The organism is Pseudomonas sp. CH61, from assembly GCF_059429415.1.
This window is the reverse complement of record NZ_CM182098.1, coordinates 5,676,257-5,688,762: the sequence shown is the minus strand read 5'-3', so window position 1 is coordinate 5,688,762 and position 12,506 is coordinate 5,676,257. Positions and strand designations below refer to the sequence as shown.

The following is a 12,506-nucleotide window of genomic DNA, read 5'->3' as shown; positions in this document are numbered from 1 at the left end:
TTGCCGCTATGAGGAGATACCAATGACTAAGAAGATCTTCGTTACCGACACCATCCTGCGCGACGCTCACCAATCGCTGCTCGCCACCCGCATGCGCACCGAAGACATGCTGCCGATCTGCGACAAGCTCGACAAAGTCGGCTACTGGTCGCTGGAATGCTGGGGCGGCGCGACGTTCGACGCCTGTGTTCGCTTCCTGAAGGAAGATCCGTGGGAGCGTCTGCGCCAACTGCGTGCGGCACTGCCTAACACTCGTCTGCAAATGCTCCTGCGCGGGCAGAACCTGCTCGGCTACCGCCACTACAGCGACGACGTGGTCAAAGCCTTCGTCGCCAAGGCTGCGGTGAATGGCATCGATGTGTTCCGTATCTTCGACGCGATGAACGACGTGCGTAACCTGCGCGTGGCCATCGAAGCGGTGAAAGCTGCCGGTAAACATGCCCAAGGCACCATCGCTTACACCACCAGCCCGGTGCACACCATCGATGCGTTCGTGGCCCAAGCCAAGCAGATGGAAGCCATGGGTTGCGACTCGGTGGCGATCAAGGACATGGCCGGTCTGCTGACCCCGTACGCCACTGGCGAACTGGTTCGCGCGTTGAAAGCCGAGCAATCGCTGCCGGTGTTCATCCACTCGCACGACACGGCGGGTCTGGCGACCATGTGCCAGCTCAAGGCCATCGAAAACGGCGCCGACCACATCGACACCGCGATCTCCAGTTTTGCGTCGGGCACCAGCCATCCCGGCACCGAGTCGATGGTCGCCGCACTCAAGGGTACTGAGTACGACACCGGTCTGAACCTCGAACTGCTGCAAGAGATCGGTCTGTACTTCTACGCCGTGCGCAAGAAGTACCACCAGTTCGAAAGCGAATTCACTGCAGTCGACACCCGCGTGCAAGTCAACCAGGTGCCGGGCGGGATGATCTCCAACCTCGCCAACCAGTTGAAAGAGCAGGGCGCCCTCAACCGTATGGCCGAAGTCCTGGCGGAGATCCCGCGTGTGCGTGAAGATCTCGGCTTCCCGCCGCTGGTGACCCCGACCTCGCAGATCGTCGGCACCCAAGCGTTTTTCAACGTGCTGGCCGGCGAGCGCTACAAAACCATCACCAACGAAGTGAAGCTCTACCTGCAAGGCGGCTACGGTAAAGCGCCGGGCGTGGTCAACGAGAAGCTGCGTCGTCAGGCGATCGGCAGCGAAGAAGTCATCGATGTGCGCCCGGCCGATCTGCTCAAGCCGGAAATGACCAAGCTGCGTGCCGACATCGGTGCACTGGCCAAGTCCGAAGAAGACGTGCTGACCTTTGCGATGTTCCCGGACATCGGCCGCAAGTTCCTCGAAGAGCGTGCCGCCGGCACCCTCACGCCGGAAGTGCTGCTGCCGATTCCAGAGGCTGGCGGCGTGACGAAGGCTGGCGGCGAAGGCGTGCCGACCGAGTTCGTCATCGACGTGCACGGCGAAACCTATCGCGTCGACATCACCGGTGTCGGCGTCAAGGCTGAAGGCAAGCGTCACTTCTACCTGTCCATCGACGGCATGCCGGAAGAAGTGGTGTTCGAACCGCTCAACGAGTTCGTCGGCGGTGGCAGCAGCAAGCGCAAGCAAGCCTCGGCCCCGGGTCACGTCAGCACCACCATGCCAGGCAACATCGTCGATGTGCTGGTCAAGGAGGGCGACACCGTCAAGGCCGGCCAGGCTGTGCTGATCACCGAAGCGATGAAGATGGAAACCGAAGTCCAGGCAGCGATTGCCGGCAAGGTCACCGCGATTCATGTGGCCAAGGGTGATCGGGTCAATCCGGGCGAAATTCTGATCGAGATCGAAGGCTGAAATAACGGCCGCGATCCAACGCTTTAAACCTCGGGGGGGCATGTGCTCCCCTTTTTTTATGCGGAATTTGTCTGCATCACATGAGGCCTATGTGGGAGCCTGCTCGCGAAGAGGAGTGTCAGTCGATATTTATTCAACTGACAGATCGCATTCGCGAGCAGGCTCGCTCCCACAGTGACGATGTTCAGTCAGTCAGAACGCCATGCGCCATTGGCCCATTACACCGTGAGTGCGGCTGTCAGTGGCCATTTCACCGGTGAGACCAACGCCGACAGAGTGATTGGCTGACAGCCCCAGATCGAGGCCGGCATCCACCGACAGACTGTTTCGATCCAGCGCGGCACCGGCAACCTCAAAGCGCTTGCCACCCTTGACCAGTTGCTGGCGGGTGTCGCTTTCAATCTCGCCAAAGGTGTGTTTCCAGCCGGCACTGAAGCGCGGCGTCAACGTCATGCCGTTATCCAGCCGATTGATTTTTGCCGTGCGCAGACCGAAGGTGCTGCTGAGGTTGTCGCGGGTTTGCCAAAAGACTTTCAGCGCCGCATCTCCGCCTTTTTCGCTGTAGCTGTCGCGCTGGTAGCGCTGATAACCGACGCTGGCGAATGGTTCGAGCGTCGCGTTGTGCCGGCCAACATTGACCGCCAGTTCGGCAAAGGCTTGCTGAGTGTTGGCGTCGTAGTTGCCCTTGAGGCGATCGCTGAAGCCGTTGAAGGCCACGCGACGTTTGCTGTCGCCGTCATGGCTGGCATAGGTCGCCCCGAGACGCAGTGAGAACGGTCCGTCCTGACGCACGGCGTAGGCACCGAGGTGCCAACTGTCGAGGTCGCCATCGTATTGCCGAGCGTCGAGTCTGGTCTGCGATTTACCGCCGATCAGGCCGATATGCCATTGCTCATCGAGCCGCCAGTCGGCGCCCATGACCAGACCTTGGGTCGCGTGTTTGAGGGTACTGTCGAACTCGCGGTCGACTTTGCCGCCATGGCCGAGCGCCTGAATCCACACCCGCCCGGAATCGGCACCGCCGGCGGCCTGACGCGGCGAGTTGCCGGAACCGTAGGCCGAACCGTAACGGCTATTCAGTTGCTGCATGGCCGAAAGCATGCTCGCGCTCACCGGAGTGATACTGCTCAGCGTGGCTTTGGCGAGGTTGGCATTGCTGCCTGCGGCGAGTTGTTCGAGGGCGACCGGAGCGGTGGTTTTGTCGCTGGTCACAAGCGCGGCGACTGCTGCGTTTGCAGGTTTTATTGGCGCAGGTGCGGGCTGTTCGGCGGACTCGTCAACTTGCGCAGTAAGAGGTTCGTCCGGCATTGGCGAAGGGCCGGACTCTGAAATGGGAGTCGGTGCTGAAGTCGGAACAGGAACAGAAATTGGAGCTGGTGCAGAAGCCGTCAATGGCGTTGGTGTCGCTGATGGCGCAGGTGCTGTTGGATCGACAATGCCCTCGGCAGCGGCACGAGCGTTGTCTGTCGTGGCAGCGTTCGAAAGCGGCTCACCGTTACGGGCGTAAGTCAGCCCGACGGACTTTTTGTTGTATTGAGGTGTGGCGGTCATGAAGGCGAGGTCGTTAATGACCGTACCGAATTCGCCTTCTACCTTGGCGGCTTCGAGGATTTTGTACTGTCTGCTTTGCGGATATTCTCCCGGAGCCGCAACGACTTTCAGGGTGGCGCCTTCCAGCTTGGCAGTGCCATCGACCTTGATCGTTTGACTGCCACTGGGCGTGACCTCATAAGCCAGTTCGGCGGTCGGGGACAAGCGCAAGTCGCCTTTCACGCGCGGGCTGCCGAGTACCCCATTGACGGTGAGCAGGCCTGCGACCTCCAGGCTTCCCACAACACCTTTACCGGCAAAGCTGCCACCGCTCTCGACATAGACGTCGCCCTTAATGCTCCCCAGGTTGGTCAAAGCGGTACCGCTGTTTACCAGCCCGCCTTCCTTGAAGTCTCCCTTGGAGCTCAGCGTCCAGTCGCCCCGGTTGAGGAGCAGGCCGTTGAAATTACGTGTGTCTTTCAGCTCACCGCCTGCAGCCGCATCCAGGAGCAGGACGTTATCCCCCGCGCCACCATCCAGCAGGCCGGTAAAACTTGCGCCGTCCGTGAGCCTGATCAGATCGTTTACAGCGGTACCTGCAAAGCTTTCTTCAGGGGTGTTAAAAGCGATAGGCACCGTACCTGGGTCATTGAGAAACCCCTGAAGCCGTTCGAAAGCCATTTGTTTAGGGTTGGTTTTGGACGGTTCCGGCGCATTCATTACTGCTGGTGAATCGGCGACTTCAGAGGGTTCCTGAGCGATGGCAAGCTCTACGCAAGCCAGCGCCAGCGAAATGGCCAAAGCCAGGTGTTTTGGTTTGAAAATGTGTTGAACGGGCATTGAGTCCAGCCTCTTTTAACGGGAGACCCAACTCTATTGATGCACCGAAAGATCCGATGTCGGCTGCTTCCCGAAGCCTTGCAGGCGACATCGCATCGTTTTGTAGAAAATGACCGCAAGATCCGCAACCAAGCCTTTTACTCGGCTGCAGCGCCCCCTTTTCCTACAATCAAACAAGACCCCGCCGGCTGTTCAACCCTCAAAAACTCATCTGCCACTGCCCGATCAAGCCGTGATTGCGGCTGTTGCTGCCGATCTCGCCGCTGTATCCCACACCCAAGGTATGCCGCGCGGAAATCCCCACATCCAGCCCGGCCTCCAGCACCAGGCTGTCACGATCCAGCGAGCTGCCATCGACACTGAACGCCGTGCCGCCAGTCACAAACGCCTGACGCGTCGAGCTGCCGACATCGCCATAAGTGTGTTTCCAGCCAGCAGCCATGCGTGGGGTCACGCTCATGCCGTTGTCCAGGCTGCTCAAGTGCGCCAGGCGCAGGCCGAAGGTGCTGCTGAAGTTGTCTTGGGTCTGGCTGTCGACTTGCAGCGCGGCGGCGCCACCTTTTTCCTGGTAGCTGTCGCGGTGGTAGCGCTGATAACCGAGGCTGGCGAACGGCTCGGCGCTGAGCCGGTCACTGCCCATGGCGTAGCCGAGTTCGGCGAAGGCTTGTTGACTGTCGGCGTCGTAGTCACCTTTCGGGCGATCGTTGAAACCATTGAAGGCGATGGTGCGTTTGCTTTCACCCTGATGACCGCTGTACGCCGCGCCGAAACGCAGCGAGATCGGGCCGTTCTGATGCAGCGCGTAGACGCCGGCGTGCCAGCTCTCGACGTTGCCGTCGACGCCGGTCGCATCCAGATCGGTTTTCGAATAGCCGCCCAGTACGCCCAGACGCCACGCTGAATTAAGTGACCAGTCGGCACCCAACACGCTGCCCTTGGTGCGTTGCTCCAGGCCGCTGCTGCCGTGTTCGCCATCGAGCTTGCCGTAACCGCCAATGCCTTGCAGCCAGAGGCGGCCGCGCGCATTCGGGTCATTCAGATTGCGTGCTTCGGACGGCACGCCATTGGCGGCCAATACAGGTGTGTCACGCTGATCGAGACCGACCAGCAGTCCCGGGCTGCCGCCCATTTGCTGCATCGCCGAGAGCATGCTGCTGCCGACCTGACTGCTGGCGCCGAGGGTGGCGCTGGTCAGGTTGGCATTGCTGGCGCCGGCCAGTTGCTCGATCGCCGCGCCAGCGCTGCTTTGGCTGGTATTGAGCAAGGCGTTGTACAGCGCGCCGTTTTTGCCGATCAAGGCCAGGCTGTTGGCGGCGTTGCTGCCGTTGCCTGTCTTGGCGAATTCATTGAACGCCACGTCATTGCGGGTGTAGGTCAGATCGACTTGCGTGGGGGTGTAGGCGAGGGTCGGCGTCAGGAATGCGTAGTCGCTGCTGACTTTGCCGAAAGTGCCGTTGACCTGCGCCGCTTGCAGCACGGTGTAGTGGCTCTGCCACGGATACGTGCCGCTGCCGGGATTCACCGCGAGCGTTGCGCCGTTGAGATTGGCGATGCCGCCGACCTGTACCGGCGCGCTGCTGCCGTCGGCGTTGACGCCGTAAGCGAGGGTGGCTGTGCTGGCCATGTTCAAATCGCGAACGATGGTTGCGCGACCGAAGCGGGTGTCGGTGCGCAATGTGCCGTTGACAGTCAGGCTACCCACCGAACCGCCACCGGCATACACACCGCCGGCATCCACGGTCAGGTTGCCGGCGATGCTGCCCTGGTTGACCAGTGTGGCACCGTTGCGTACCGCGCCGCCGTCGCTGAAATCGCCGCTGCCGGTGAGTGTCCACGCGCCTTGCTTGACCTCCAGCCATTCGAAGTTGCGACTGGCGCCGAAGCTGCCACCGGCCGCGTCCTCCATCACTACGCGGTCATAACCGCTGCCGCCATCCACCACGCCGACAAAGCGACTGCCGTTGCGCAAGGTCAGGCTGTCGTTGCCGCCACCCAGATCCAGTGCCAGGTCATTGCTGCCACTGATCGTGCCGCCGTTGATGACGCTGTCGGCGAACTCGCCGACGAATTTCACACCAAAACCATTGAGGCCTTGGATGGTGCCGAAGTTCTCCAGCGTGGTCGCCGCCAGTCCCGAGCCGCCACTGCCATCGTCGACCAGAATGGCGCTGTCGGCACCGCTGATCAATGCGTTGCTGGCGTTGAGAATGTAGCCACCACCGAGGGCAATACCTTCGCTGCCGTTAGCGAAACCGCCCTTGTCGACACCACCCGCACCGACGCCTTGAATGGTCCCGTAGTTTTCGATGTGGGCGATCTTGTCGATGTCCACGCCATCGCCGTCACCGTTCGCTTGCAAGCCTGAGTAAGCGCCAGTAATGGTGCCGTGGTTGATCACCGTGCCATCGCCGTCGGAACCGAAGCCGGAACCATTGCGGCCGGTGATCTGCCCGTAGTTGATCAGCGTCGCGCCAAGATCGGTGGTGATGCCGTGCCGGCCGCCGGAAATCACTCCGTAGTTGGTCACGTTGACGCCGCTTGCGGAATCGATATCGATGCCGTCGAACTTCTCGTCGGCATTGTGCGAATCGCCGGTGGAAATCTCGCCGTAGTTGGTAATGGTCGCGTTGGCGCCGGTCTTCATGCCGTCGCTGGCGTCGCCGCGAATCAGCCCGCTGGCGCGGTTGATGATGGTGGTCTTCACGCCGTCACTGCGCAGCGCATCGAGGTCCAGACCCTGGCCGGTGGTGGAGCGAATCACCCCGCTGTTGTCGATCAACAGACTGCCGCTGACGAAATTGCTGTCGATGCGCAAAGCGTCGTTGGCGCCGAGAATCTGCCCGCCGCTGCGGTTGTAGATTGTGTAGTTGCGCGCCTGGGTCAGGTCGCCACTGCTGTCGATGGCCCGGCCGCCGGTTGAGATGATTTTGCCGGCGTTATCGACCACCACACCCGCACCACTGGTCTTGTCTTTCAGGCTCACGGCCTTGCCGCTGTTGGTGATGCTGCCCGGCGCCGAAATCGTCAAAGTGTCGCTGCCACCCAGTGTTTGTGCTGCCGTGGTGGCGGTGTCGATCTGCACGGTTTTGCCGTGGGCGGTGGTGGCGGTGATCAACAGGGCAATGGCGAGGGACAGACGCTGGGGCGGGAACGGCATAAGTGGACGGCCTTCTTGTTATAAGCGGGCCGTCCTGTATAGCGAAGGGTTTTTACAGAATGATGTCGATGGCTGATCTGTATTGTTTTGCATTCAGATTTCGCTTATCAGAGATAAATCTGCATTTTGTTGCAGATTTTGGCATTCTATCAGGCATTGAATGCACTACATTGCATCCGGCATCAATGAATGCTCTGTTGAAATGCATTTAAAAGTAGAGGAAATGAAAGCGTGGGATCTGCAATGAGCCTGACGGTAGCTGAGCGCATGGCGCTCATCGAAAGCATCCAGGAAGCGCTCGCCGACGGGACATTGGAAATCAGCGAAGCCGTCCGCCGTTTACGAGTGGAGGTGACAGGGCTGCATCAAATCCAATTCGCTAAGATGTGCAAAATTTCGGTCCGCACGTTGATACACATAGAGCACGCTGAGGGTAATCAGACGTTGAGGTCGTTGGACTCAATATTCCGATTGTTTGGCCTGAAAATGGGCGTTGTACGGGTACGCCGAGAGACCAATTGAAACCCGACGCAGCCCGCAATGTGCCGATCGCCCTAGCTCCGTCGCACGTAAGCCTTGCCGTAATGCCGCTCCATGCGCGCCTGAATCAACTCCAGTCCAATCGACATCAACCAGTAAATGATGGCCGCCGTCGTCAGCATTTCGATGTAGCGGTAGCTTGAGCGTCCATAGGACTGCGCGAGAAACATCACTTCCCAGACGCCCATCACCGAAATCAGCGACGAGTCCTTGAGCATCGAGATGAACTGGTTGGTGGTGGGCGGGATGATCGTGCGCATGGCTTGCGGCAGGGTGATGCGCCAGAAAATCACTGTCTCGCGCATCCCCAGTGCCAGCGAAGCTTCGCGTTGGCCGTGGTCGACGCCGAGGATACCGGCGCGAAAGATTTCGCTGAGATAGGCGCCGTAGTTCAACGACAGCGCAATGATTCCGGCGACGATGGCGCCAGGCACGATGCCCAGTTGCGGCAAGCCCAGGTAGATCAGCAGGATCTGGATGAGCAGTGGCGTGCCGCGAAAGAACGAGGTGTAAAAACTGGCGATGCCGAACGCCACCGCGCTTTTCGACAGGCGTGCCAATGCGGTGATGAAGCCCAGCAGGGACGAGGCAACAATCGAGCACAGACAGAGGAAAAGCGTCAGCGCCGCACCCTGTAGAAAACCGTTGGGTGCCAGGTGCAGGCCGACCAGATTGGGCAGTTTGTCGAGGATGATCGAGAACTTCAGGTCGAAGCTCAGGAAGAACCCGGCGAACAGGCAGAACAGCGCTGCCCAGGTCAGGTACAGCCGCGTACGAAAACCGAACAAGCGTTGCAGGCGAGTTTCAGCCACCGGTTGCGGTGGCTGGGGAGGTGTCGGGAAAGAAGTCATTGGCTGATATCAGCGCCGATCCATTTTTGCGACAGCTTGCTCAGGGTGCCGTCCTGCTTCAGTTGCGCGAAGACTTCACGCACCTTGGCGTCCCATTGCGCGTCACCCTTCTCGATGGCCACCGAGTTCGGCTCCGAATACAGCGGCGTGCCGGCCAGTTTGAAGCGTTTGTCTTGGTTCAGACGTGGCTGCGCGGTGACGAGGTTGGTGAGGATCGCATCCAGGCGCACGCCGGCGCCCAGGCCCAAATCCTGGAAGGCGACGTTGTCGGTATCGTACGGCGCGATCTGCACGTCTTCGAACGGGTACTGCAACTGCTTGTCTTCGGCACCTTCGATAACCAGGTTCTTGTTCAGATAGCTTTCGTAACTGGACGCGCTGGTGAGGCCGACTTTTTTACCACTCAAATCCTTGGCATCGTGAATCCGATCATCCTTGGCGTTGACCACGATCACCGCTGGCGAAGCGTAGTACTCGACCGGGAAATCGAACACTTCGGCGCGGGCCTTGCTCGGCGTCATCGAGCAGACGCAGATATCGTAGCGCCCGCTCCAGCGACCGGCGGCAATGACGTCCCAGGACGGCGTTTCGAGTCGCAACTTGACGCCCAACTTGTCAGCTACGGCTTTGGCGACGTCCACGTCGAAGCCGTCGAGCTGGTTCTGGTCATTGAGAAACGAGAACGGTGGATAACTTTCCATCAGCACACCGACCAGTTCTTTTTTCTGCTCGATACGATCCAGCGTGGCGCCAGCAAAGGCTTGAGTGGAAGCGGCCAGAATCGTCAGGCCCAGGGCCAGTAGCGGTTTAAATTTCACAGTCGATCCCTGGGTAAAAAAGAGGTTGTTTTTAACGGAATGGTGCGTATTAAATAGTTATAAGAACGACTCTGATAGTGAGTTATTTTCATAAGCATATGAGTGAAAAGCATATGGGCGCAGGCAGCACGATTATTCTCGATGGCGGCATGGGCCGTGAGTTGCAGCGCGCCGGGGCGCCATTTCGTCAGCCGGAGTGGTCGGCGCTGGCGTTGAGCGAGGCGCCGCAAGCGGTTGAGGGGGTGCATGCCGCTTATATCGCCAGTGGCGCCAATGTGATTACCACCAACAGTTACGCCGTGGTGCCGTTCCATATTGGCGAAGAACGTTTCGCCGCCGAAGGGCAGGCGCTGGCCGCGTTGGCCGGTGAGCTGGCGCGACGTGCGGTGCAGGCCTCGGGGAAATCCGTGCGTGTGGCCGGCTCATTGCCGCCGCTGTTTGGCTCTTATCGTCCGGATCTGTTCGAGGCCGCACGAGTGACCGAGTTGCTGGCGCCCTTGGTCAATGGCCTGGCATCGCACGTTGATCTGTGGCTGGCGGAAACCCAGAGTTCGATCATCGAGGCGCGTGCCATTCACGCCGGGTTGCCGAAGGATGGCAAGCCGTTCTGGTTGTCGTTCACCTTGAAGGACGAAGACACCGATGAAGTGCCGCGCCTGCGCTCTGGCGAGCCGGTCGCCGAAGCGGCGGCGGTGGCGGCTGAGTTGGGCGTCGAGACGTTGCTGTTCAATTGCAGTCAGCCGGAAGTGATCGGTGGCGCGATTGATGCGGCGCGTGCAACCTTCGAGCGTCTGGGGGTGAAGATAAACATTGGTGCTTACGCCAATGCGTTTCCGCCGCAGCCAAAAGAAGCCACGGCCAATGATGGACTTGATCCGCTGCGCGAGGATCTGGATCCGCCGGGTTACTTGCACTGGGCGATTGACTGGCAGCAGCGCGGTGCCAGCCATTTGGGCGGTTGCTGCGGGATAGGACCGGAACACATTGCGGTGCTGGCGCAAAAGCTAGGCTGAAAATAGATCAAAAGATCGCAGCCTGCGGCATCTCCTACAGGATGAACGTCAATCCCGTGTAGGAGCTGCCGCAGGCTGCGATTTTTTGCTTTTCAGGTAATCACGATCGGCATTTGACCAGGCCTTTCACCTGCCCGTCGGGCGTCTGATTTTCATCCGACAGCCACTGCTCGAAACCCGCCGCAATCGCCGGCCACTCACCATCCAGAATCGAGTACCACGCAGTGTCGCGGTTCTGGCCCTTGACCACCATGTGCTGACGGAACACGCCTTCGAAGCTGAAACCCAAACGCTCGGCAGCGTACTTGGAGCGGGCGTTGCCGTTGTTGCATTTCCATTCCAGACGGCGGTAGCCGAGGTCGAAGGAGTGTTTGGCCAGCAGGTACACCGCTTCGGTGCTTCTCGGCGAGCGCTGCATTGGCGCGCCGAAGGTGACGTGGCCGATTTCGATACGACCCTGGGCCGGGACGATCGACATCAGGCTGAGGATGCCTTGCACCTGAGCGCTGGCGCGGTCGATGACAGCGAAGAAATACGGGTCGCTGGCGGCCGCATGGTTGTTCAGCCAAGCGTCGAAAACGCTGCGTTCCGGGAACGGGCCGTAGGGCAAATAGTCCCAGAGTTTAGGGTCAGCACCCGGGCCTTCGAGGGCGGCGAACAGTTCGTCACCGTGACGCGCCGGGTCGAGTCTTTCCAGGCGAATGAAACGGCCTTCAAGCAATGTGGCGGTGGGGGCGGGGACGCCTTTCCAGTCAGCGAGTGATGCGGTCATGTACGCGTCTCCTTAAATGGCTTTGCGAAACTGGATGAAGCCCGGGCGCTCGGCGATGCGCTCGTACAGCTGGATCGCGGTGGCGTTGGTTTCGTGGGTCAGCCAGTGCACTTTGCCGCAACCGTCAGCCTTGGCCGTGGCGTAAACGTGTTCGATCAACAGGCGGCCGACACCGCTGCCACGGGTTTCCGGCACTACCAGCAGATCCTGCAGGTAGCAGGAGTTTTCGATGCTCCAGTTCGAGCGGTGATAGATGTAATGCACCATGCCCACCGCCTTGCCGTCGGCCCAGGCCAATGCCGCGTGGGTCGGTTCGCTCGGGTCGAGGAAACGCTGCCAGGTGCTGTGCGTCACCGCTTCCGGCAATTCAGTGTTGTAGAAACGCAAGTAAGCCTGCCACAGCGGTAGCCACGCGGCGTGGTCGTCGGCGCTGACCTGGCGAATGTCGATCTGACTCATGGTGATTTCCTTAGCGCATCAATCGGGCGAGGGTTTGATCATTGATTTCCGGGCTGGCAGCGAGGCCTTCGCGCACGCCGGCAATGTCTTCGGCGCTGCGGTTCTGGCTGAGTTTGCGCTTGCCTTCGAGACGGTCGATGGGAATGGCGAAACCGACAATCGCCTTGAGCATGCCGTCGATGTAATCGGCGGGCGCATCGGCAACTGACCACGGTTGTGCGCGGCCGGCTTCATGGCGGTCGGTGAGGGTGCTGACGATGTCGAGCAAACGCCCACCATCGCTGAAGGTTTCGGCGTGGCCATAGGCGTGCACGGCGACGTAGTTCCAGGTCGGCACGACTTTGCCGTGCTCGGCCTTGCTCGGATAAAAGCCCGGGCTGACGTAGGCGTCGGCGCCAGCGAAGATCAGCATGGCCTCGGCGCCGTCGCGCAAGTCTTTCCACTGTGGATTGGCGCGGGCCAGGTGCCCGTAGAGCGTGCCGTACTCGCCTTGTTCGCAATGCAGCAGCACCGGCACATGGCTGGCTTGCAGGCCACTTTCGCCGTGAGTCACCAGAATGGCGAGGCGGGTGGCGAGAATCAGTTCGTGCAGTTGGGACAGGTCTTCGATGGCAAAGGCGCGTGGCGTGTACATGGACAGATTTTCCTTGGCGAATGCCTGCATCGTAGGCAGGCTATTGGTCTGTTGTAAGAGC

Annotated in this window: 10 protein-coding genes; 3 read left to right on the top strand and 7 right to left on the bottom strand. The window is 60.2% G+C overall.

The genetic code is table 11. The annotated features are described in order from the left end of the window. Positions 1 to 22: 22 nt before the first annotated feature. The gene (oadA, locus tag AC5SEM_RS25675; RefSeq protein WP_077575109.1) at positions 23 to 1,831 is read left to right on the top strand and encodes a sodium-extruding oxaloacetate decarboxylase subunit alpha; all 1,809 of its coding nucleotides are present in this window, start codon (positions 23 to 25) and stop codon (positions 1,829 to 1,831) included. A gap of 192 nt (positions 1,832 to 2,023) precedes the next feature. Here oadA and AC5SEM_RS25670 read toward each other — a convergent pair whose 3' ends face one another. Further along, positions 2,024 to 4,201, bottom strand: coding sequence for an autotransporter outer membrane beta-barrel domain-containing protein (locus AC5SEM_RS25670; RefSeq protein WP_495471542.1), 2,178 nt, complete (start codon positions 4,199 to 4,201; stop codon positions 2,024 to 2,026). A 199-nt stretch (positions 4,202 to 4,400) separates the two neighbouring features. Beyond that, the gene (locus AC5SEM_RS25665; RefSeq protein ID WP_495471541.1) at positions 4,401 to 7,358 is read right to left on the bottom strand and encodes an autotransporter outer membrane beta-barrel domain-containing protein; all 2,958 of its coding nucleotides are present in this window, start codon (positions 7,356 to 7,358) and stop codon (positions 4,401 to 4,403) included. A gap of 243 nt (positions 7,359 to 7,601) precedes the next feature. On the opposite strand from AC5SEM_RS25665, the gene AC5SEM_RS25660 reads away from it, so the two are divergent. Beyond that, the gene (locus AC5SEM_RS25660; protein ID WP_077575106.1) at positions 7,602 to 7,880 is read left to right on the top strand and encodes a helix-turn-helix domain-containing protein; all 279 of its coding nucleotides are present in this window, start codon (positions 7,602 to 7,604) and stop codon (positions 7,878 to 7,880) included. Between the two features lie 32 nt (positions 7,881 to 7,912). Here the strand turns inward: AC5SEM_RS25660 and AC5SEM_RS25655 are convergent, their stop codons facing one another. Both AC5SEM_RS25655 and AC5SEM_RS25650 read right to left on the bottom strand, forming a co-directional pair. Beyond that, a complete protein-coding gene (locus AC5SEM_RS25655; RefSeq protein ID WP_495471540.1) occupies positions 7,913 to 8,749 on the bottom strand; it encodes an amino acid ABC transporter permease in 837 nt (278 codons plus the stop codon). Continuing rightward, entirely contained in the window at positions 8,746 to 9,567 is an 822-nt protein-coding gene (locus AC5SEM_RS25650; RefSeq protein WP_495471539.1) for an ABC transporter substrate-binding protein, read from the bottom strand. The genes AC5SEM_RS25655 and AC5SEM_RS25650 overlap by 4 nt, the downstream gene beginning before the upstream one ends. A gap of 113 nt (positions 9,568 to 9,680) precedes the next feature. Here AC5SEM_RS25650 and AC5SEM_RS25645 point away from each other — a divergent pair, with 113 nt between their 5' ends. Continuing rightward, positions 9,681 to 10,580: a homocysteine S-methyltransferase family protein gene (locus AC5SEM_RS25645; protein WP_495471538.1), complete on the top strand. Its 900-nt coding sequence runs from the start codon at positions 9,681 to 9,683 to the stop codon at positions 10,578 to 10,580. Between the two features lie 100 nt (positions 10,581 to 10,680). On the opposite strand, the gene AC5SEM_RS25640 is transcribed toward AC5SEM_RS25645, so the two are convergent. The 3 genes from AC5SEM_RS25640 to AC5SEM_RS25630 are packed head-to-tail and all read right to left on the bottom strand — an operon-like array spanning position 10,681 to position 12,445. Then, complete coding sequence (locus AC5SEM_RS25640) at positions 10,681 to 11,352, bottom strand: GNAT family N-acetyltransferase (RefSeq protein WP_495471537.1); 672 nt, start codon at positions 11,350 to 11,352, stop codon at positions 10,681 to 10,683. A gap of 12 nt (positions 11,353 to 11,364) precedes the next feature. Then, entirely contained in the window at positions 11,365 to 11,811 is a 447-nt protein-coding gene (locus tag AC5SEM_RS25635; protein WP_495471536.1) for a GNAT family N-acetyltransferase, read from the bottom strand. Between the two features lie 10 nt (positions 11,812 to 11,821). After that, positions 11,822 to 12,445 carry an FMN-binding negative transcriptional regulator gene (locus AC5SEM_RS25630; protein WP_495471535.1) on the bottom strand — a complete coding sequence of 208 codons (624 nt, stop codon included), beginning with the start codon at positions 12,443 to 12,445 and terminating at the stop codon, positions 11,822 to 11,824. Positions 12,446 to 12,506: the final 61 nt, after the last annotated feature.

Excerpts from the sequence above, each read along its gene's own strand:
- AC5SEM_RS25665 (WP_495471541.1), bottom strand. The coding sequence starts at position 7,358 with ATGCCGTTCCCGCCCCAGCGTCTGTCCCTCGCCATTGCCCTGTTGATC.
- oadA (WP_077575109.1), top strand. The coding sequence starts at position 23 with ATGACTAAGAAGATCTTCGTTACCGACACCATCCTGCGCGACGCTCAC.
- AC5SEM_RS25660 (WP_077575106.1), top strand. The coding sequence starts at position 7,602 with ATGAGCCTGACGGTAGCTGAGCGCATGGCGCTCATCGAAAGCATCCAG.
- AC5SEM_RS25630 (WP_495471535.1), bottom strand. The coding sequence starts at position 12,445 with ATGTACACGCCACGCGCCTTTGCCATCGAAGACCTGTCCCAACTGCAC.
- AC5SEM_RS25670 (WP_495471542.1), bottom strand. The coding sequence starts at position 4,201 with ATGCCCGTTCAACACATTTTCAAACCAAAACACCTGGCTTTGGCCATT.
- AC5SEM_RS25655 (WP_495471540.1), bottom strand. The coding sequence starts at position 8,749 with ATGACTTCTTTCCCGACACCTCCCCAGCCACCGCAACCGGTGGCTGAA.
- AC5SEM_RS25640 (WP_495471537.1), bottom strand. The coding sequence starts at position 11,352 with ATGACCGCATCACTCGCTGACTGGAAAGGCGTCCCCGCCCCCACCGCC.
- AC5SEM_RS25645 (WP_495471538.1), top strand. The coding sequence starts at position 9,681 with ATGGGCGCAGGCAGCACGATTATTCTCGATGGCGGCATGGGCCGTGAG.
- AC5SEM_RS25635 (WP_495471536.1), bottom strand. The coding sequence starts at position 11,811 with ATGAGTCAGATCGACATTCGCCAGGTCAGCGCCGACGACCACGCCGCG.